This window comes from Ruminococcus flavefaciens, assembly GCF_900143025.1.
GTDB lineage: Bacteria > Bacillota > Clostridia > Oscillospirales > Ruminococcaceae > Ruminococcus > Ruminococcus flavefaciens_I.
Genome location: NZ_FRCT01000012.1, coordinates 45,811 through 66,577, shown reverse-complemented (window position 1 = coordinate 66,577; position 20,767 = coordinate 45,811). Strand labels below are relative to the sequence as shown.

Here is a 20,767-nt window from a genome sequence, read left to right as displayed (position 1 = left end):
TTTGTATCATTTTTATTTATTATATCAGAGTTTGCAGGGTTAGTCAACAAAAAGTCCTCACAGCCGAAACTGTGAGGACTTCTTTTATCCGTATGAACATATAACGTTTAAAACGTTTTAATTGGTATACCTGATTTACTTCTTGTCAGCGATTGCAGCCTGTACTGTGGATAGGGCGCATTAACATTCAAATCAAAAAATGGCTATATATCACCATAAACTCGATATAGAAAAAGTCCTCTACTTGCTGCGGTCATAATTGCTTACAGCGAAAAGCCTTTCGATGCGGATTCAATATTAATAAGCAATTGAAGGATGATTCGATTGACCTTTTGCTTGTTGTATGGTATAATTAGCCTATATACCGCTTACAAGGGGGCGAACCAATGGAACTGCGATTACTGGAATATTTCCTGACGGTAGTCCGTGAGGAGAACATATCAAGAGCTGCCGAGGTACTTCATGTGACACAACCAACACTCAGCCGTCAGATGAAGGAGCTTGAGGACGAGCTTCACACAACGTTATTCATCAGAGGCAAGCGACTCACGCTGACCGATTCGGGCGTTATGCTCCGCAGACGTGCAGAGGAAGTTGTGTCGCTGATGAACAAGATAGACAGTGAGTTCCGTGAACAGGAGGAAATCAGCGGAGTTATCTCCGTAGGTAGCGGCGGACTAAAGGCAGCAAGCGTTCTTCCTGAACTGATAGAGCATTTCCGTGAACGCTATCCGCTTGTGAGTTTTGAGATAATTACAGGAACAGCCGACCTTATTAAGGAAAGGCTTGAACACGGTCTGCTTGACTTCGGGTTCCTGTTGGAGCCGATAGATATAGAGAAGTTCGATTATTTGCGTCTTCCGACTAAGGAAGTATGGGGCGTTCTTCTTCCTGCGAATCATCGACTTTCGTCCGAGAAGGCTATCACACGGCAACAACTCAGAGAACTTCCTCTTGTGGTGACGAGTCGTAATGCTCTGCGCGGAGAGATAGAAGAATGGCTTAAATATCCGGTTTCTGAGCTTGATATTGTAGCAACCTTTAATCTGATCGACAATGTAGCACCGCTTGCGGAACGTGGCATTGCCTGTGTTCTGGCAGTTGAGGGAGCAGTGGATATGTTTGATCCTGCACGTTTTGCATTCCGTCCGCTGAAACCAGAACTTTTCATGACATCGGTACTTGCTTGGAAGAAGCTGAGCCCATATGCAGGTGCGGCAGGCAAATTCCTTGAATACATCAAAAGTATACATTCCGAGCATACCAAAGTATGAAATATAAGCATTTTACATATTGAGAAATATATGTTATACTGAGTACAGGACATAAACCTGTACTCTTTTGTTTTTTGCGGAGGTGATCGAATGAAGGTGACAATACCCGAAATAACCAATAAGGAGCTTGCCGACTTACTGAAAAGCTCAGGTATGACAGATGAAGAGGTTGAGTCATTCCTCAAACGCTGTGAGAACAACTGTTGCTGTGCCGAAAAGGTTCGTATCATGCGTAAAACACGGAAAGCTCTGCTCGATACGATACACAAGGAACAGGCTGTGCTTGATAAGCTCGATAACCTCATATGGAACATAGAACACGGAGGTGCTTTATGAATAAGCTGATTTCTATATCAGTACAAGTGAGAAAAACATCTCGGAACTTGTAACTATCGGAACTCAGCTTGAAGGCAGACGTTTTCCTGCGGGAGCGTCAGAAGATGAAGTAAAAGAGTGGTACGATACACTTAATTTGAATAAATAAAACATAAAACGGAGGTATTCATCATGTTAGGAAATTTCAGTTATCACAATCCCACAAAGCTCTATTTCGGAGAAGAATCTCTCAATTATCTCAAAGATGAGATGAAAAACTACGGACAGAATGTCCTGTTCGTTTACGGCGGCGGTTCTATCAAGAAGAACGGTCTGTATGACGAGATAATCGCTATCCTCAAGGAGTGCGGCAAGAATGTTGCAGAGGTATCGGGCGTTATGCCGAACCCGACTTCCGACAAGCTGAACGAGGGCGTAGCTATTGCCCGTGAGAACAAGACAGACTTTATCCTTGCTGTCGGTGGTGGTTCTGTATGCGACTATTCAAAGGCTGTATCCGTTTCCGTCAACTGCAATGACGATCCGTGGGAGAAATACTTTATACGCTTTGAAGAGCCCGACTGTGACATCATTCCTGTAGGTTGTGTACTGACTATGACAGGTACAGGCTCAGAGATGAATGGTGGTTCTGTAATAACAAACCGCCACACCAAGCAGAAGATAGGTCATGTGTTCGGTGATGATGTAATGCCGAAGTTTTCTATTCTCAATCCTAAATACACCATGACACTTCCGAAATATCAGATGGTCGCAGGCATTTATGATATTTTCAATCACATTTGCGAGCAGTATTTCTCAGGAGAGGACGACAACACCTCCGACTATATCAGCGAGGGACTGATGAGAGGTCTTATACACGCAAGTCGTATCGCTGTGGAGAATCCGCAGAATTATGAAGCACGTTCCAACATTATGTGGACAGCTACATGGGCGCTGAATACGCTTGTCGGCAAAGGCAAGTCCGAGGACTGGATGGTACATATGCTCGGTCAGGCAGTTGGTGCTTATACAGACGCTACGCACGGTATGACTTTGGCTGCGGTATCTTTGCCGTATTACAGATATATCATGCCTTACGGTATGAAGAAATTCGCACGTTTTGCAACAGAAGTATGGGACATAATCCGAGAAGGCAAGACAGATGAACAACTTGCAAATGAGGGCCTTTATGCAATGGAAAGCTGGATGAAGGAAATCGGACTTGTGATGAATCTGAAAGAACTAGGTGCAACAGAAGATATGATCGAAGGCATTGCAGATGCTACATTCATTCTCAACGGCGGATATAAGGTTCTTGACCATGATGAAGTGATTCAGATACTGAAAGCAAGTATGGGTTAATAAACGATAATTCTATAAAACGGAGGTAATCACTATGAGTAAAAAATTAGTAGCATATTTCTCTGCAAGCGGCGTGACCGCTAAACTGGCAAAAAAACTTGCAGAAGCAGCAGCGGCAGACATTTATGAAATACGTCCTGAAACACCATACACAAACGCTGATCTCAACTGGCAAGACAAGAACAGCAGAAGCTCTGTCGAGATGAACGACAAGACATTCCGTCCTGCTATCGCTGATACAGATGCAAATATCGCTGACTACGATACTATCTTCGTTGGTTTCCCGATATGGTGGTATGTTGCGCCTACTATTATCAACACATTCCTTGAAGCCTATGATTTTTCTGGCAAGACGATCATTTTATTTGCAACATCCGGCGGAAGCGGTATGGGCAATTCTGATAAGGAGCTTCATCCCAGTGTTTCTGACAGTACTGTTATCAAGGACGGCAAGCGTTTCAGCGCAAATGCTTCTGTAAGCGAACTGAAAGAATGGGTCAATTCGTTTGGTATCTGATAAAAGGAGCATACAATGAGTATTATCGTGAATCTCAGATACACTGGCAAAAGCGGCTCTGCGAGAGCCTTTGCAGAGGAGATGACTTCAAGCGGAACAGTTGATGTGATCAGAAATGAGAACGGCAATCTGCGGTATGAATATTATCTTTCATTTGATGATCCGGAAACTGTTCTGCTGATAGATGAATGGACAGATCAGGCGGCTATCGACCGTCACCACGCATCGCCCATGATGCAGAAGATAACAGAGCTTCGGGACAAATACGATCTTCACATGACGGTGGAGCGATATGTCAGTGATGAGGGCGGCATACCTGACAAGGACGAGGAATTCATAAGGAAGTAGGTGTCACAATGACTGAAAAGATAGTACAGACAGCAGGAAGAGAGGCTCTCGGTGAGTTCGCTCCCGACTTTGCACATTTCAACGATGATATCCTGTTTGGTGAGAATTGGAACAATACCGATATTGACCTGAAGACGCGGTCTATTATCACAGTGGTAGCCCTCATGTCTCAGGGCGTGACGGATAATTCTATCCGCTATCATATCCAGAACGCTAAGAATCACGGCGTATCGCAGAGAGAAATGGCAGCAGTCATTACTCACACTGCTTTTTATGCTGGCTGGCCGCACGCCTGGGCGGTGTTCAACATCGCAAAGGAAGTCTATGCGGATAACGCTCCTGTCGTTTCCGATAAGAACAAGTTCCAGAACGAGATCATGTTCCCCATAGGCGAGCCTAATCCCTATGGCGATTACTTTGTGGGACAAAGCTATCTTGCGCCTGTTTCCACGGAACAAATACCGATCTACAACGTGACCTTTGAGCCTGCCTGCCGCAATAATTGGCATATCCACCACGCAAAAAGCGGCGGCGGTCAGATGCTGATCTGTGTCGGCGGTCGTGGCTGGTATCAAGAGTATGGCAAGGAAGCGAGAGAATTAAATCCGGGCGATATTGTGAATATCCCTGCCGAGGTCAAGCACTGGCATGGTGCGGCTAAGGACAGTTGGTTTGCACATCTTGCGGTTGAGATTCAGGGCGAGGATTGCAGTACGGAATGGTGCGAGACAGTTTCCGAACAGGATTACAATAAACTGAAATAGTATATGTGAAGGCAGCCGATGGCTGCCTTACTCTTATTAATTTATAGAAAACAAAAACGAAGCATCAATTTAAGCATTCCTTGTGCTTTTGCTCTTTCAACCCATTCCTTAATACAAGTATAGCTAACGCCATATTTCATTGCTAAAGAGCGAAAGCTACCTTTTCCATCTAAATATTCTTGCACTGCAGCTATTCTTTCTTCATCTGAAAGCTTAACTTTTCTTGTCATAAAAATACCCCCCCTTTATTTAGAACACGATTTTTGATATTTTGCGTGTCTACTCTAAGGGGATTATATCAGTTTTTGCTGTGAGGACTCATTGTTATACTCAGATAAACACATTGACGTGAATATCAGAAAACAGCATGCTTTAATTTCTCAAATAGATAAGTAACCTTTTCACGCTAACCGTTACATATGTAACCGTTTAAATGAAACTGCCCGTTGAATTATCAGAATAAATATGCTACAATAAGCACATAAGGAACAGGAGTTACCTAAATCGCAAAGGAGGAACTAATATGAACGCTATCGTTATTTATTTTTCAAGAGCAGATGAAAACTATTTCGGAGGTTCGATGAAGTATGTGGAGGTTGGCAACACTGAGATCGCAGTACAGCACATCACCGAGCTGACAGGCTATGACAGCTTCAAGCTCGAAATGGTGCAGCCTTACTCCGCTGACTATATGACCTGTATCGAAGAAGCAAAGGCTCATCTGAGAGAAAAAGCTCGCCCCGAGCTGAAAGAGATTCCCGATGTTTCCGGCTATGATACGATCATTCTCGCTTATCCCAACTACTGGGGAACGATGCCGATGGCGGTGTTCACGTTTCTCGATAACGCTGATCTGAACGGCAAGACGATCTATCCGCTCTGCACCAACGAGGGCAGCGGACTTGGCAAGAGCGTTTCGGACATAAAGAAATACGCAAATGTCGGCGAGGGACTTTCTCTCACGGGCAGTGGCGTAAAAGGTGCAAAGTCCATTATTGAAAAGTGGCTTAAAAACAACAAACTTATCTGAGGAGGTATAATTATGCAGGCTTACATCACTTTGAATGACGGTACGAAAATCCCGCAGTTCGGACTTGGCGTTTATCAGATTCCGGAGGGAGAAGCTACTTACAATGCAGTGCTTGATGCACTGAAAATGGGCGTCCGCCACATCGACACGGCTCACGCTTATCAGAACGAGAGAAGCGTCGGCAAGGCTGTAAAGGACAGCGGTGTTCCCCGTGAGGAAGTGTGGATAACCACAAAGCTCTGGCCCCACGAATACGGTGAGGGCAAGACTGCTGCAGCTATCGACAAGATGCTTGACAGGCTCGGTACCGACTATATCGACCTTCTCCTGCTGCATCAGCAGTTCGGCGATTATCTCGGTGCCTGGAAGGACATGGAGAAGGCTGTTAAGGCAGACAAGGTAAAGTCTATCGGTATCAGCAACTTTGAAAGCGAACGCCTTGAGGAGATCTGCGAAGCGGCTGATATCAAGCCCTCTGTATTGCAGGTGGAGTGCCACCCTTACTATCAGCAGAACGCATTGAAAAAGCGTATCGAAAAGTACGGTGCCGTCATCGAAAGCTGGTATCCGATCGGTCACGGCGATAAGGGGCTTATCGGTGAGGCTGTATTCACGAAACTGGCTCGGAAATATGGCAAGACCAATATGCAGATAATTTTACGCTGGCATATCCAGGAGGGTACTATCGTATTCCCCAGAACAACAAATCCTCAGCATATGAAAGAGAACTTCGATATTTTTGACTTTGAGCTGACCGCCGATGAAATGGCTGAGATCAGAGCACTTGACTGTGGAAAGCGTTTCTTCAACATGACGCTTGAACAGCAGGAGGCAAACCTCGGAGCATGGCATCCGGCTGACTAAAACGGGAGGACTACTATGATACTGACAGGCAGCGAAGATTTAAGGGTGCGCAGGACAATAGACTCTATCAAAAGCGTGTTTGAGCAGATGATATGTGAAATGGACTACGGCAAGATCAGGGTAACAGAACTTTGCAGCCGTGCGATGATAAACAAAAAGACCTTTTACGTTTACTATCCCACGCTTGATGATCTGCTTGCCGAGATTCAGTCGGAGTATTCTGCTGAATATATCGAGCGTATCAAGAATTTCAGGCTGCCTGATGAGCTTGACAAGGTGAACCGTGAGTTTTTCCTGTTTTCAGAGGAAAAGGGACTTGCCTATGAGAAGATCACCTGCGCAGGCAGCGAGTCCTATCACTATATCCGCAGCGGTATGATAAAAGAGGTCAATCACGCAGGCTGGAGCAGTTCAAAGAAATACGGCGCACTGCCGGAATATCAGCAGACAATGCTTATGAACTTCGTCAATAATTCTGTTCTCGGAATTTACAGGCAGTGGATAGAAGAAGGTAAGCAGCAGTCGGTCGAGGAGATCATAGAACTGACGAACAAGCTCGTGCTTGGCGGCGTCAAGGGATTTTTCAAATGAGGCGAGCGTATGAAGACAAGAATACTGCGTGATATTGAAGTTTCTGCTGTTGGAATGGGCTGTATGGCTTTTTCTCACGGCTACGGTAAAATACCGTCCGAGGAATACAGCATTGAAGCAATACAAAACGCTTACCGCCACGGCTGTACCTTTTTTGATACGGCAGAGGTCTACAGCCCAAATCTTTCGGGAATCGGGCATAATGAGCTGATTGTCGGAAAGGCGCTTGAAGATGTGCGTGATGATGTTGTCATCGCTACAAAGCTGATGCTTCATTCTGTCGGTTTCGGCAGAAAGGTCTATGATGAAGCGCGCCGTCACCTTGAAGGCTCGCTTTACCGCCTGCGGACAGACTATGTTGATATTTACTACCTGCACAGGCTCGGTGGAGTTCCAGTTGAAAAGGTCGCTGAGGCTATGGGACGGCTCATTGATGACGGGCTGATCCGTGGCTGGGGGCTTTCTCAGGTGGACGTTGATGTAATAGACCGTGCGCAGAATGTTACTCCGCTGACAGCGATCCAGAATATATATTCAATGGTGGAGCGCGACAGTGAGGGAAGCATTATCCCTTACTGTATGGAGCATAACATCGGATTTGTGCCGTTTTCTCCTATCGCAAGCGGTTTGCTTTCGGGAAAAATAACGCCGGATACGCAGTTTGAGCGCAATGACGATGTGCGTAACTGGGTGCCGCAGCTCTCACGCCGAAACATTGAGAGCAATATGCCGATCGTGGAAATGCTGAGAGAATTTGCAAATAAGAAAAATGCAACGCCTGCACAAATATCTCTTGCGTGGATGCTGCATAAGTATCCGAATGTCGTTCCGATACCGGGTTCAAAGAACAAGGAGCGTATCATTGAGAATCTGACTGCCTCACAGGTTGAGCTGACGGATGATGAATTCACCGCACTTGAAACCGAACTGAACAAGTGCAAGGTTTACGGTCACAGAGGGCTTGGCGGTTTTTAAATCATTATCACAAGACAAAAAAGTCCTCACAGCCGAAACTGTGAAGACTCTGTTGTTTTATTCAGATAGAAATCTTATCTTTCTTCATAAAGACTATTAAGACGGATTCCGATTCTTAAACCTTTTCAGTATATCTACTATTTTCAGATACAGATATCCGACTATCAGCAGTACTACAAAAAGGGAAATTATCCACCACGCACAGCCCATGAACGGCAGCTCGTCGGTGAAGCCGAATGCTCCGGCAGAACTTCCCCAGTTGAGGAAGAAGTACGGATAATTATAACCTTCCGCAAACTGCCAGTTTTCGACATATCCAATGCCAGCGTAGACAGCATACAGAATTGGCGGAACTATCACCCAGAACGTGTTACTCTTCTTGATATTGCTGCTGACTCCGACTACAAAAAAGTCAATTATCGCAGCGACAGGAACGACAACGTGAGTCAGTATGTTTTGCAGATTCCACGCCGCATTCCCAAGTGTTGGAGCCAATACAAAACAGAAGACTGCTCCCGTAAGGGTGATTGAAACTGTTCCTACGAATTTTATTACCCACCACAGGTCACTGACGGATTTGTTCCTGAACAGTCCTTTCAGACCTGCCGCACATATTATGGCGATGGCAATATTGGACTGTATCGTGAAGTACATGAAAACACGGCTGCCGCCCATAAAAGAATGCCGTCCTGCATAAGCACTCAGAAAAGTACCAAGTATCGCCGAAAAGATCACTACAATTTTCAGAACACATGAGACTGCCTTTTGTTTCGGCGTAAACGTATTCATAGTTTCAATTCCTTCAGAGCTTTAAAAGTGACTCGACCTGTGCTTTCTTTTGGTAAAGAACACAGCCTCCGTCGTGATTGTCAAGCAGGATATCGCTACTCCTGAGAGCTGTAAACAGCGGAGAATGCAAAGCCTCACGAAGTGATGTATCCTTCACATTGATATCAGAATACGGCGAGAACGGACAGGGCTCAGCTCCACCATGAGAATTGATGTGAAAGAAACCTCGACCAGCTGCAACACAGCCTCCCGAACTTTTTTCATCTCCCGGGAATGAGATATAAACCATTTCGGGACGTTTCTCACGCAGATGCTGTATCTTGTTCATCAGGTACTCTCTCTGTATGTCGCCGGGAGCAAGCTTGCGGCTTTCATCGGTTACAGGAACATACTCCACAAATATGACCGCTTTGCAGCCTTTTTCAGAAAGACTGGCTAAAAAAGCATCAGAAGTCACTTCTTTATAGTTATGCGTTGTAACAGTAACAGATGCTCCGAAAACAAGTCCGTGTTTTCTGAACTCGTCCATATTGGAGACAAGTTTATCATAAATTCCGGAGCCGCGCCGTGAATCGGTCTGCTCACGGTTGCCTTCAATGCTCATTACAGGGATAAGGTTGCGGCATTTATCGAAAAGCTCTAAATAGCGTTCGTCCATGAAAGTGCCGTTAGTAAAGATCGGAAAGAGTATATTCTGCTTCTGACCTGCAGCTTCGATGATATCCCGCCGGAGCATAGGTTCACCGCCTGCGAGAAGGATAAAGCTGATGCCCATTTCGTCCGCTTCATCAAATATCCTTAGCCATTCTGTTTCAGTCAGCTGTTTCACAGGCTCGGAATCAACAGTGGCATGATTGCACCGTGAATAACAGCCTGCACAATGAAGATTGCATTTGCTTGTGATACTTGCAATGAGGAACGGGGGGATGTGCTCGCCATTATCTTCGGCTTTCCTGCGGCGTTTGGAAGCGCTGCAACTTGCTGCTGCAAATTTCAGCATAAAGGCACTTTCTCTTGGATTTTTCAGCGTTGCCCTGACAGCTTCGCCAACTATCCGCTCAACACCCTTTGTCAGATATTCCTGAAGGTCAAATTTTTCGTTCATAGCCTCACCCAAGAAATTCTTCAACAACCTTACGCACCTCTGCCATATCAGTTGTAGGCTCAAAGCGTGCGATAACCTTACCTGTTCTGTCAACTAGGAATTTTGTAAAGTTCCACTTGATATACGCTTTATCTCCGAACTTCTTATTATTCATATCAGCAAACTTATTTAGCATTGCATTCTTGATCCCCTTGCCAAAGCCAGCAAATGGCTTTTCCGTAGCAAGATAGGCAAAAAGCGGATTCGCGCTGTCGCCGTTAACATCTATCTTTGCGAACTGAGGGAACTCCGTACCGAATTTAAGCTTGCAGAACTGATGTATCTCATCCTCGCTGCCGGGAGCCTGATTTGCGAACTGATTGCAAGGAAAATCGAGTATCTCGAAGCCTTTGTCTCGTAATTCCTTGTACATAGTTTCAAGCGGCTCATAATGCGGAGTAAAGCCGCATCCCGTAGCTGTATTCACGATAAGCAGCACCTTACCATTATAATCACTGAGACTTACGTCGTTGCCTGCACGGTCTTTCACGATAAAATCGTATACTGTTTTCATACTTCATGCTCCTTTCAGATATCATGTTCTTCCAATAATTCATACAGCAGCGAATAGAGCTGCTTTGCCTTTTCGGGACTGAGTTTTACGCACTTTCCAACCTTCACAGGGATATCCTTTGCCTGTTCCTGCAAGGCTCTGCCCTGTTCGGTCAGATAAATGAGGACTGAACGTTCGTCATCTTTGCTGTGATTTCTTTCGAGATAGCCGAGTGTGCTCATCTTTTTAAGAAGGGGCGAAACCGTGCCGTTGTCAAGCATGAGTTTTTTGCATATGTCTCCGACAGTAACGCCGTCCTTCTCCCACAGAACAAGCATCACTATATACTGCGTGTAGGTCAGATTCATCTCCTTCAGATACGGCGTATATAAGCTCGTTACAGCTCTTGCTGCCGCATACAGTGGAAAACAGAGCTGATTTTCAATCTTCATAGCTTCCTTGTAGTTGTATTCCATTGTTCTGCCTCCTCAATTTATGTTGTTTGCAATTATATTGTATCAAATATAAACTCGTTTGTCAAGTACCCTTGCTTTATTTTTGATATTTAACTTCAGACAAAAAAGTCCTCACAGCCAAAACTGTGAGGACTCATTGTTTTTAATCAGATAAACACATTAACGTGAATATCACGCCAACTTAGTATCCTACGCTTTGTGGACTTCGCGTAAAGGTATTCCTTAGCATCGTCCAGATTCAGCGTAAAATAGCCGATCTGAGTATATTTGGGAATTACTTTCCTTCGTTGATAGCAGCCTGTACTGCGGATAGGGTGGCAATCACAATTTAATCGATAAACGGCTATATTTAGCCGTAAATATGATGCTGTAAAAGTTCTCCATTGTCAACTGTTATAATTGCATAGAACAAAATCAGGAACGTAAAAGAGAGGCAGCCATTACGGCTGCCTTAAATATTGTCATTTGCCTATTATCTTTAATATCTCCGCAGACTTAAGAGTTTTACCGGATGAAACGAGCTTCTCATTGACAACGAGCGCAGGCATTGACATTGCACCGTACTCCATTATCTTCTGCAAGTCTGTGACATACTCGACCTCGATGCCCATTCCCTCAACTGCCTTGACAGTGTTATCGTAGAGCTGATGACAGGCTTTGCAGCCTGAACCGAGAACCTTGATACAGCAGATACCGTCAACCTTTTCACCACAGCAAGTCGAAGCTGTCTCAGTTGCAGTCTGCTCTCCGCCGCAACAGTAGCATGAAGTTTCCTCTTTCTTCTCTTCCTTTTTCTTACCAAATAATGCCATGATATATTCCTCCTAAATGATGTAATTCTGAATGAGATTAAAGAAATATCCGACAAGGATAATTCCGATCGTACAGATAGCGATGAAAATGCAAAGCAGCTTAGGCTTTATTGCCTTTTTCAGCATTATCATTGACGGTAGTGAGAGCGTGATAACGCCCATCAAAAAAGCGATAACTACGCCGAGATTTGCTCCTTTTGCGACAAGCGCTTCTGCAATGGGGATACAGCCGAATATATCGGCGTACATCGGTATTCCACATATCGCAGCAAGGATAACTCCAAAGGGATTTCCGGTGCCAAGAACGTTTACTATCCATTTCTCAGGTATACAGTTGTGTATGACCGCACCGATACCAACACCAATAAGGATATAGGGCAAGACCTTTTTCACTGTTCCCGTGACTTGTTTACATGAGTATTTCAGCCTGTCACGCTTTGTAAGCTCGTTCTGCGGAGTGTCAATGCTCTTTCTGTTACGGATAAACTCCTCCACCTGATCTTCAAGGTGCAGCTTTTCGATAAGCGTACCGCCTGCAACTGCAATTACAAGTCCCACTATCACATATATAACAGCGACCTTCCAGCCGAAAATACTCATCAGCAAAACAAGCGATCCTAAGTCAACCATTGGCGATGATATAAGAAATGAAAACGTCACTCCCAGCGGAAGTCCTGCACTTGTAAAGCCCATGAACAGCGGTATTGAGGAACAGGAGCAGAAAGGCGTGACAGTGCCGAGCAAAGCCGCGATACAATTTGCGCCGATACCGTGAAATCTGCCAAGTATCTCCTTCGTTCTTTCAGGAGGGAAATAACTCTGTATATAGGTTATCACGAAAATCAGAAAACCGAGCAGTATCATGATCTTTATCGTATCATAGATGAAGAACTGCAGACTGCCGCCCAGTTTGCTTTCAGTATCAAGACCGCAGACGGTCAGCAAAGAGCCGATAAGCCTGTTCAGCCATTTCATGCCGAATATCTCATCCTGGATAAAGTTCCACACTATTCTTCATCGCCTCCGAGTATTTCGGTCAGTATCTCTGCTGCTGTCCTGACCATTTCCGGACAGAGCGTTCTGAATAGTCCGTTTGACCTTGCTTTGTTCCTGTCTTCCTCATTCCTGAGGTCGCAGCCAAGAAGGTCACGACAGATATATGAGTCCTTGCGCTTCTCAAACTCATCAAGGAACTTAACTGCCATATCACGGCCTTTTGCACGGCTTGCTGTGTCATTGAGGTCGAACTGTCCGTACTTCATGCCAAGTACCATAAGCGCACCCGTACACGCACCGCAGACCTCGCCCTTGCACATTCCTCCGCCGAAACAAGCACCTATCTGGAATGCCTGTTTTTCGGTAATGCCGAACTCCTCCGCAAACGCAGCAAATACCGCCTGCGAACACATATAGCCATTTTCATAATACTGTACTGCTTTTGAAACATTATCCATTTTCTTATCCTCCGATTGTTATATTTAGATGTATCGATTTGTTCCCGCTGTTTAAAGCCGTATGACCATACGGCTTACTTATTACAGCATTTACATTCGCTTTTGTTTACTGCCGTGATCTCTTTCAGGCAGTCCATAGCGATCTTAGCACCTTCCTGCGAAATAGAGTAGTGCATCCACTTGCCATCTTTTCTGCCGACCACAAGTCCGCTGTCGCAGAGCACCTTCATATGGTGAGAGAGTGTCGGTTGACTCAGGTGAAGCTCCTCAAGAAGATGACAGGCGCATAGTTCGCCGTTTTGCAGGATTCTGAATATCTGAACTCTGTTTTCATCACACAGGGCTTTGAATATTACCGTGATCTGCTTGTTTGATAACTCCACGTTCTCACCTCATATTGAAGATTTTCTATATTATATCATACGCATAGAAAAATGTCAATATGTTTTTTCTGAATTCTATTATAATCCAAGTCCATATCCTGCCAATATGCCGATAACAGCAGAAATGCCTATGATCGCTATCGGGTGCAGTTTCTTGAAAGCAAGCACTGCACCAATAACGAATATTCCAAGTGATAGCCAGAAGCTTGCCCCTGACAATTCAGCAGTCTGCAATCCATCAGGAAAGAAAACCGTCATTCCCACAGACAGGAATGCTGCACCGATAAGCCCTATCACAGCAGGACGCAGACCGTACATCACACCGTCAACAGCACGGCTCTTGCGAAACTTTTCATAAAACTTCGCTACGATCAGGATAATCACAAAGGACGGTAGAACTACTCCGAGTGTTGCACAAACAGCACCAAGCACTCCGCCGGTGCGGATGCCGACGAATGTAGCCATATTGATCGCCAGCGGCCCAGGTGTGCTTTCACTTACAGCAATGAAATCCACGACCTCCGCCTGCGTAAGCCAGCCGTGACGCTCGACTTCGCTCTGTATCAGAGGAAGCATTGCATATCCGCCGCCGAACGTAAACGCACCGATCTTCAGGAAGGTCAGAAATAGTTCAATCCATATCATCGCTCTGCTCCTTTCTGAATATCAGCGACCATATAAGCCCGAATATTGCACAGCCAATGATCACGAACACCGCATCTATTTTCAGAAAAGCTGTCAGCACCAATGCCGATGCCATGATAACATAGGAAACAGCGTGCTTTTTAGTCGCCATGAACATAGTATATACTGCTTTGAGTATCAATGCAAGAACACCTGCACGGATACCCATAAAGGCATACTGCACGGCTCTTGACTCCTGAAAGGCTTTCAGGATAAAAGAAATAAGCGAGATAATAAGGAACGACGGAAGAACAACACCCAGCGTTGCGCAGACAGCACCGAGCGTTCCGGCGGTACGGCTGCCTACAAAGGTAGCAGCATTGATCGCAACCGGCCCCGGTGTTGATTCTGCTATCGCAACAACTTCAAGTATATCATCCTCATTCAGCCAATGCTTATTATCACAGACCTCGCGCTGTATGAGCGGTATCATCGCATAACCGCCACCGAAGGTGAAAGCTCCGATTTTCATGAAGGTCAGGAACAAATCAAGATTCTTATTCACAATATCACTCCTACAGAAAAATTATACCAAATGAAGCAATATCCGTCAATATCCGAAAATGCCAATAATATACTTGACATAAGTCAAGAAATATGCTATAATCGACATAAGTCAGAAAGGAGATGCTATTATGCCAAGACCTCAGAAATCACGCCGTATCTGTTGTTATCCCGATTACTGGAGCTTTGCCCCCGATCAGGATAAGGCAAACGATACGGTCGTTATGTCGCTTGACGAGTTTGAAACGATACGTCTGATAGATTATCAGTCAAAGACGCAGGAACAGTGTGCTCAGGAGATGAACGTGGCGAGAACGACCGTCACGGCAATCTATGATACCGCAAGAAAAAAACTTGCTCAGGCTTTGGTCGAGGGCAGACGCATCGTCATTTCAGGCGGAAATTATACTCTTGATAACACGATCTCGGAGAAGATCGCACGGAAAGGAAGCACTATTATGAGAATCGCAGTAACCTATGAAAACGGACAGATCTTTCAGCATTTCGGCAGAACAGAGCAGTTCAAGCTCTATGACGTTGCTGACGGAAAGATCATCAACGAGCAGGTAGTTGGAACAATGGGTGCAGGGCATGGTGCGCTTGCGGGATTCCTGAAAAACGCTCAGGCTGACGTTCTGATCTGCGGAGGTATCGGCGGCGGTGCACAGATGGCGATGCAGGAGGCTGGCATCACCCTCTACGGAGGAAATATGGGAAGTGCTGATGAAGCGGTGCAGGCTTTCCTTGCACAGACACTTGTTCAGAATGAGAACCCTACCTGCGATCATCACGATCATGAACACGGCGAAGGTCATTCCTGCGGAGATCATGGCTGCGGCAGCCATAGCTGCGGTAATCACTGATGAAATACGATCATACCGAAAAGGCAGTCGCTCTTTTCACACAGGGATATAACTGCGCTCAGTCTGTTTTTGTTGCATTTTCTGATGTGACAGGCATGGACGAGGAACTTGCCAAAAGGCTTTCATCATCATTCGGCGGTGGAATGGGACGGCTGCGTGAGGTATGCGGCACCTGTTCCGCTATGTTCATGGTGGCAGGAATTATCTACGGACAGGGCATCGAATCCGATGACAATTTGAAAGCGGCGCATTATCAGCGTATACAGTATCTTGCAGAGGAATTTCGCAAGAGGCACGAAACGATCATCTGCCGAGATCTTTTGAAAGGACTTGCGGTAACAAGTACACCAACTCCCGAAAAACGTACTGAGCAATACTACAAAGTCAGACCTTGCGTGAAATTTGTAAGAACTGCTGCGGAGATACTTGACCGCTATCTTGAAGAAAATCCTCCAAGAGGTGCTGAACTATGAGGATCGTCACACTTGTAGAAAATTCCTGCGGTAATGAAAACTGTATTGCAGAGCATGGTCTCAGCATCTATATTGAGACTGAAAAACATAAACTCCTGCTTGACACCGGGCAGACTGACGCTGTTGTGAAGAATGCAGAAGCTCTCAGTATAGACCTGTCTGCTGTCGATACTGTGATACTGAGTCACGGTCACTACGACCATTCGGGAGGGATACTGCCTTTTTCAAAGCTGAACCGTACCGCACAGATAATCATGCAGAAGTCGGCTGCCGAGCCCCACTTCAACGGCGATCGCTATATCGGCATTGATACGGATATTCTCAATCTGCCTAATGTCCGGCTGATTGACGGTGATATTAGGCTTGACGATGAGCTGTTTCTGTTCAGTGGTATCACCGGCAGGCGGTGCTATCCGCAGGGAAATAAAAAGCTGTCCTGTATAAAAAACAATGAGAAGATCGAAGACGATTTCTTCCACGAGCAATGTCTTGTTATCACACAAAACGGTAAGCGCTGGCTGCTTTCGGGCTGCGCTCACAATGGCATACTCAATATCCTTGACCGATACAAGGAACTGTTTGACAGCTATCCCGACTATGTTATCACAGGATTCCACATGATGAAGCGTGAGGGCGAGCACACCGACGAAGAAAAAGCAGTCATCATTCAGACATCGCAGGAGCTTTCACAGCTTGATACCGTATTTTACAGCGGTCACTGCACGGGCATTCCTGCATTCGAGATGATGAAAGATATAATGGGAGATAAGCTCATTGCTCTGCACAGTGGAGAAGAAATACTATAACAAAAAAGCTCTCACAGCCGAAACTGTGAGAGCTCTATTTGTTTATTCAGATAAACACATTAACGTGAATATCACGCCAGCTTAGTATCCTACGCTTAGTGGACTTCGCATAAAGGTACTCTTTAGCATCGTCAAGATTCAGCGTAAAATAGCCAACCTGAGTATATTTCCGAATTACTTCTTGTCAGCGATAGCAGCCTGAGCAGCAGCGAGACGAGCGATCGGAACACGGAAAGGTGAGCAAGATACATAGTCGAGGCCGATCTTGTGGCAGAACTCAACAGATGTAGGATCACCGCCGTGCTCACCGCAGATACCGCAGTGGAGCTTAGGATTAACAGGCTTACCGAGCTTGATAGCCATTTCCATGAGCTTACCAACACCTGTCTGGTCGAGCTTAGCAAATGGATCGTTCTCGAAGATCTTCTTGTCGTAGTAAGCGCCGAGGAACTTACCAGCATCGTCACGTGAGAAGCCGTATGTCATCTGTGTAAGGTCGTTAGTACCGAAGCAGAAGAAGTCAGCGTTCTTAGCGATCTCGTCAGCTGTAAGAGCAGCTCTTGGGATCTCGATCATTGTACCAACTTCGTACTCGAGGTTAGCGCCAGCCTCAGCGATAACAGCGTCAGCAGTCTCAACAACAACCTTCTTAACGTACTTGAGCTCCTTAACATCGCCAACGAGTGGGATCATGATCTCAGGCTTAACGTTCCAGTCAGCGTGCTTCTTCTTAACGTTGATAGCAGCCTTGATAACAGCCTTTGTCTGCATAGCAGCGATCTCAGGATATGTTACAGCAAGACGGCATCCTCTGTGACCCATCATTGGGTTGAACTCGTGGAGTGAAGCGATGATATTCTTGATATCCTCAACTGACTTGCCCTGTGACTCAGCGAGAAGCTTGATGTCAGCTTCTTCTGTAGGAACGAATTCGTGGAGAGGTGGATCCAGGAAACGGATAGTAACCGGGCAACCCTCGAGAGCCTCATAGAGAGCCTCAAAGTCGCTCTGCTGCATTGGCTCGATCTTAGCGAGAGCAGCTTCTCTTCCTTCAACTGTATCTGAGCAGATCATCTCACGGAAAGCAGCGATTCTGTCAGCCTCAAAGAACATGTGCTCTGTACGGCAGAGACCGATACCTTCTGCGCCGAGCTCTCTTGCCTTCTTAGCGTCAGCAGGAGTATCAGCATTTGTTCTAACCTTGAGAGTTCTGTACTTGTCAGCCCAAGCCATGATTCTTCCGAACTCACCAGCGATCTGAGCGTCAACAGTAGGAATGATACCATCGTAGATGTTACCTGTTGTACCGTCGATTGAGATGTAGTCTCCCTCAGTGAATGTCTTTCCGCCGAGCTCGAACTTCTTGTTAGCTTCGTCCATCTTGATGTCGCCGCAGCCTGAAACGCAGCACTCACCCATACCACGAGCAACAACAGCAGCGTGTGAAGTCATACCGCCGCGAACTGTGAGGATACCCTGTGCAGCCTTCATACCTGTGATATCTTCAGGTGATGTTTCAAGACGTACAAGAACAACCTTCTCGCCCTTAGCAGCCCACTCTACAGCGTCGTCAGCTGTGAATACGATCTTACCGCAAGCAGCTCCAGGTGAAGCACCGAGACCCTTGCCGATAGGAGTAGCAGCCTTGAGAGCCTTTGTATCGAACTGTGGGTGGAGAAGTGTATCGAGGTTTCTTGGGTCGATCATTGCAACAGCTTCCTGCTCTGTCTTCATGCCCTCATCAACGAGGTCACAAGCGATCTTGAGAGCAGCCTGTGCAGTTCTCTTACCATTTCTTGTCTGGAGCATATAGAGCTTCTTGTTTTCAACAGTGAACTCCATATCCTGCATATCGTGATAGTGATTTTCGAGAGTCTGGCAAACTTCCTTGAACTGAGCGAAAGCCTCAGGGAATGTCTCAGCCATCTGCTGGATAGGCATAGGAGTACGAACGCCTGCAACAACGTCCTCGCCCTGTGCGTTTGTAAGGAACTCGCCCATGAGCTTCTTCTCACCTGTAGCAGGGTCACGAGTAAATGCAACACCTGTACCGCAGTCGTCGCCCATGTTACCGAATGCCATTGACTGTACGTTTACAGCAGTACCCCAAGAGAATGGGATATCGTTATCTCTTCTGTATACGTTAGCTCTTGGGTTATCCCATGAACGGAATACAGCCTTGATAGCACCCATGAGCTGCTCCTTAGGATCGTCAGGGAAGTCAACGCCGATCTTAGCCTTGTATTCAGCCTTGAACTGACCAGCAAGTGTCTTGAGATCGTCAGCAGTAAGCTCAACGTCCTGAGTTACACCCTTTTCAGCCTTCATCTTGTCGATGAGTTCTTCAAAGTACTTCTTACCAACTTCCATAACTACGTCAGAATACATCTGAATGAATCTTCTGTAGCAGTCCCAAGCCCATCTTGGGTTACCTGACTTTGCAGCAATTGTGTTAACAACTGTCTCGTTGAGACCGAGGTTAAGGATTGTATCCATCATACCAGGCATTGAAGCTCTTGCACCTGAACGAACAGATACGAGGAGAGGATTCTCCTTATCGCCGAACTTCTTTCCTGTGATTCCTTCCATTTTAACGATATACTCGTTGATCTCTGCCATGATCTCGTCAGAGATTCCGCCGTCCTCATAGTACTGAGTACAAGCCTCAGTTGTGATTGTGAAGCCCTGAGGAACAGGGAGACCGATGTTTGTCATCTCAGCCAGGTTTGCACCCTTACCGCCGAGAAGCTCTCTCATGTTGGCATTACCTTCAGAGAAAAGGTAACAATACTTATTTGCCATTGGTGTATACCTCCATTTTAAACATTACCGAACGATCCCAAGAAAGACATCATTCGAGTTATACTTATTATAACACATCTCAAAAAAAATTACCATATATGCGATGACAAAAAATAGGCGTTAAAAATGCCGTACTTTGTATAAAAATAAACAAAGAAAAATGTTTTCTGCAAAAAAGGCTTGCATTTAAGGTTAAAGTGTGTAAAAATAGTTTAGAAGCGTCTTTTTTGTCTGCTTGTGTCTGAAACGGCGAAAAGGCAAAAAATATGCAATTTTTGATTAGATCAAGGAGAAGATCGGATATGAAAAAACTGACAGCTATACTTTTTGCCTGCACAATGTTTATCTGTGCAGCCGTTTCATGCGGAGATTCAAAGGATAAGAGCTCAAATGCAAAGGAAAGCAAGACAGAGGCAACTACCGAAGCAGAGACAACGACGGAAGCTTCCGGCGAAAGCAAAGATGATAAAGATGACAAGGGTGATTCCACAGGCGTTACAAGCAAAGAGGTAACAGGAGATACACTCAAAGAGGTCGATGAGGCATTAAGAAAATTCGCTGAGGTAACTCTCACAGGCGAGGTAGACGGACTCCTCAACAGTATGTACCCAAGCAGCGTTGTTGAGGCTCTCAAGAACTCTCAGTATGCGGATACATTTGCTGAGGCTTCCGATCTTATGGGCGACAGCGGTAAACTTGTAGACTGTAAGGCTGAAAATGTAAAGGAACTCGATGAAACTGCTATAAGCGGTTCCGAGAAGTATTTTGAGTCTATTGCACAGATGTTCGGCGTTGAAAACTTCAAGGCAGAGGTAGAAAAAGGCTATTTCTTGGATATGAATATACAGCTCGAAAAGGACGGAGTAAAGGACGGCAGCACAGAGGAGACCTGTCTCGTTTACCTTAAAGGCGACGGCTGGAAGGTAGTTCCTGTTGATCCTGCCGATCTTGTTGGTATAATGTCCGATCCGCAGTCCGATCCTTTCAGCGAGGATACAGCAGAGGCTGAAACTACATCGGCTGAATAATTTCAGGGAGCAGATC

The 20,767-nt window shown here is 45.7% G+C and carries 26 protein-coding genes; 14 read left to right on the top strand and 12 right to left on the bottom strand.

The features are described 5' to 3' along the window. The first annotated feature begins 386 nt into the window (after nt 1-386). The 6 genes from BUB28_RS12190 (at nt 387) to BUB28_RS12165 (ending at nt 4,580) form a co-directional block, all read left to right on the top strand. Nucleotides 387-1,274, top strand: coding sequence for a LysR family transcriptional regulator (locus BUB28_RS12190; RefSeq protein ID WP_028514282.1), 888 nt, complete (start codon nt 387-389; stop codon nt 1,272-1,274). Nucleotides 1,275-1,364: 90 nt separating this feature from the next. Further along, the gene (locus tag BUB28_RS12185; RefSeq protein WP_072951800.1) at nt 1,365-1,610 is read left to right on the top strand and encodes a hypothetical protein; all 246 of its coding nucleotides are present in this window, start codon (nt 1,365-1,367) and stop codon (nt 1,608-1,610) included. A gap of 171 nt (nt 1,611-1,781) precedes the next feature. Further along, entirely contained in the window at nt 1,782-2,951 is a 1,170-nt protein-coding gene (locus BUB28_RS12180; protein WP_072951799.1) for an iron-containing alcohol dehydrogenase, read from the top strand. 34 nt (nt 2,952-2,985) lie between these two features. Next, nucleotides 2,986-3,468 (top strand): flavodoxin, encoded by a 483-nt coding sequence (locus BUB28_RS12175; RefSeq protein WP_072951797.1) that lies wholly within the window; start codon nt 2,986-2,988, stop codon nt 3,466-3,468. 15 nt (nt 3,469-3,483) lie between these two features. Continuing rightward, the gene (locus tag BUB28_RS12170) at nt 3,484-3,816 is read left to right on the top strand and encodes a putative quinol monooxygenase (protein WP_031562400.1); all 333 of its coding nucleotides are present in this window, start codon (nt 3,484-3,486) and stop codon (nt 3,814-3,816) included. Nucleotides 3,817-3,824: 8 nt separating this feature from the next. Next, entirely contained in the window at nt 3,825-4,580 is a 756-nt protein-coding gene (locus BUB28_RS12165; RefSeq protein ID WP_072951795.1) for a carboxymuconolactone decarboxylase family protein, read from the top strand. Between the two features lie 41 nt (nt 4,581-4,621). On the opposite strand, the gene BUB28_RS12160 is transcribed toward BUB28_RS12165, so the two are convergent. Continuing rightward, nucleotides 4,622-4,810, bottom strand: a complete 189-nt coding sequence (locus tag BUB28_RS12160; RefSeq protein WP_028514276.1) for a helix-turn-helix domain-containing protein — start codon at nt 4,808-4,810, stop codon at nt 4,622-4,624. Nucleotides 4,811-5,103: 293 nt separating this feature from the next. Between BUB28_RS12160 and BUB28_RS12155 the strand changes: the two genes are divergently transcribed. The 4 genes from BUB28_RS12155 to BUB28_RS12140 are packed head-to-tail and all read left to right on the top strand — an operon-like array spanning nt 5,104 to nt 8,040. Next, nucleotides 5,104-5,610, top strand: a complete 507-nt coding sequence (locus BUB28_RS12155; RefSeq protein ID WP_072951794.1) for a flavodoxin — start codon at nt 5,104-5,106, stop codon at nt 5,608-5,610. A 12-nt stretch (nt 5,611-5,622) separates the two neighbouring features. Beyond that, nucleotides 5,623-6,474 carry an aldo/keto reductase gene (locus BUB28_RS12150; protein ID WP_072951792.1) on the top strand — a complete coding sequence of 284 codons (852 nt, stop codon included), beginning with the start codon at nt 5,623-5,625 and terminating at the stop codon, nt 6,472-6,474. 15 nt (nt 6,475-6,489) lie between these two features. Continuing rightward, entirely contained in the window at nt 6,490-7,065 is a 576-nt protein-coding gene (locus BUB28_RS12145) for a TetR/AcrR family transcriptional regulator (RefSeq protein ID WP_072951790.1), read from the top strand. Nucleotides 7,066-7,074: 9 nt separating this feature from the next. Then, nucleotides 7,075-8,040, top strand: coding sequence for an aldo/keto reductase (locus tag BUB28_RS12140; RefSeq protein ID WP_072951789.1), 966 nt, complete (start codon nt 7,075-7,077; stop codon nt 8,038-8,040). Nucleotides 8,041-8,136: 96 nt separating this feature from the next. Here BUB28_RS12140 and BUB28_RS12135 read toward each other — a convergent pair whose 3' ends face one another. The 10 genes from BUB28_RS12135 to BUB28_RS12090 form a co-directional block, all read right to left on the bottom strand. Then, entirely contained in the window at nt 8,137-8,829 is a 693-nt protein-coding gene (locus tag BUB28_RS12135; RefSeq protein ID WP_072951787.1) for a Pr6Pr family membrane protein, read from the bottom strand. A 13-nt stretch (nt 8,830-8,842) separates the two neighbouring features. Beyond that, entirely contained in the window at nt 8,843-9,934 is a 1,092-nt protein-coding gene (locus BUB28_RS12130; protein WP_072951856.1) for a radical SAM/SPASM domain-containing protein, read from the bottom strand. Between the two features lie 4 nt (nt 9,935-9,938). Further along, complete coding sequence (locus BUB28_RS12125; RefSeq protein ID WP_072951785.1) at nt 9,939-10,487, bottom strand: glutathione peroxidase; 549 nt, start codon at nt 10,485-10,487, stop codon at nt 9,939-9,941. Nucleotides 10,488-10,501: 14 nt separating this feature from the next. Then, entirely contained in the window at nt 10,502-10,942 is a 441-nt protein-coding gene (locus tag BUB28_RS12120) for a MarR family winged helix-turn-helix transcriptional regulator (protein ID WP_072951784.1), read from the bottom strand. A gap of 461 nt (nt 10,943-11,403) precedes the next feature. Next, nucleotides 11,404-11,754, bottom strand: coding sequence for a thioredoxin family protein (locus BUB28_RS12115; protein ID WP_072951782.1), 351 nt, complete (start codon nt 11,752-11,754; stop codon nt 11,404-11,406). Nucleotides 11,755-11,766: 12 nt separating this feature from the next. Then, a complete protein-coding gene (locus tag BUB28_RS12110) occupies nt 11,767-12,729 on the bottom strand; it encodes a permease (protein ID WP_072951854.1) in 963 nt (320 codons plus the stop codon). 32 nt (nt 12,730-12,761) lie between these two features. Then, nucleotides 12,762-13,208 carry a C-GCAxxG-C-C family protein gene (locus tag BUB28_RS12105; RefSeq protein WP_072951780.1) on the bottom strand — a complete coding sequence of 149 codons (447 nt, stop codon included), beginning with the start codon at nt 13,206-13,208 and terminating at the stop codon, nt 12,762-12,764. A gap of 74 nt (nt 13,209-13,282) precedes the next feature. Next, on the bottom strand, nt 13,283-13,591 hold the full coding sequence (locus BUB28_RS12100) for an ArsR/SmtB family transcription factor (RefSeq protein ID WP_072951779.1): 309 nt from the start codon (nt 13,589-13,591) through the stop codon (nt 13,283-13,285). Between the two features lie 78 nt (nt 13,592-13,669). Beyond that, a complete protein-coding gene (locus BUB28_RS12095; protein ID WP_072951777.1) occupies nt 13,670-14,236 on the bottom strand; it encodes a chromate transporter in 567 nt (188 codons plus the stop codon). After that, entirely contained in the window at nt 14,223-14,780 is a 558-nt protein-coding gene (locus BUB28_RS12090; RefSeq protein WP_072951775.1) for a chromate transporter, read from the bottom strand. Before BUB28_RS12090 ends, BUB28_RS12095 begins: the two co-directional genes overlap by 14 nt. Nucleotides 14,781-14,910: 130 nt before the next feature. On the opposite strand from BUB28_RS12090, the gene BUB28_RS12085 reads away from it, so the two are divergent. The 3 genes from BUB28_RS12085 to BUB28_RS12075 are packed head-to-tail and all read left to right on the top strand — an operon-like array spanning nt 14,911 to nt 16,921. Further along, nucleotides 14,911-15,642 carry a DUF134 domain-containing protein gene (locus BUB28_RS12085; protein WP_072951774.1) on the top strand — a complete coding sequence of 244 codons (732 nt, stop codon included), beginning with the start codon at nt 14,911-14,913 and terminating at the stop codon, nt 15,640-15,642. Then, the gene (locus BUB28_RS12080; RefSeq protein ID WP_072951772.1) at nt 15,642-16,115 is read left to right on the top strand and encodes a C-GCAxxG-C-C family protein; all 474 of its coding nucleotides are present in this window, start codon (nt 15,642-15,644) and stop codon (nt 16,113-16,115) included. The genes BUB28_RS12085 and BUB28_RS12080 overlap by 1 nt, the downstream gene beginning before the upstream one ends. Next, nucleotides 16,112-16,921 (top strand): MBL fold metallo-hydrolase, encoded by an 810-nt coding sequence (locus BUB28_RS12075; RefSeq protein ID WP_072951770.1) that lies wholly within the window; start codon nt 16,112-16,114, stop codon nt 16,919-16,921. Before BUB28_RS12080 ends, BUB28_RS12075 begins: the two co-directional genes overlap by 4 nt. Before the next feature lie 174 nt (nt 16,922-17,095). Here the strand turns inward: BUB28_RS12075 and ppdK are convergent, their stop codons facing one another. Further along, nucleotides 17,096-19,723 (bottom strand): pyruvate, phosphate dikinase, encoded by a 2,628-nt coding sequence (gene ppdK / locus BUB28_RS12070; protein WP_072951769.1) that lies wholly within the window; start codon nt 19,721-19,723, stop codon nt 17,096-17,098. 302 nt (nt 19,724-20,025) lie between these two features. Here ppdK and BUB28_RS12065 point away from each other — a divergent pair, with 302 nt between their 5' ends. Next, nucleotides 20,026-20,751, top strand: a complete 726-nt coding sequence (locus BUB28_RS12065; protein ID WP_072951767.1) for a hypothetical protein — start codon at nt 20,026-20,028, stop codon at nt 20,749-20,751. The last annotated feature ends 16 nt before the right edge of the window (nt 20,752-20,767 follow it).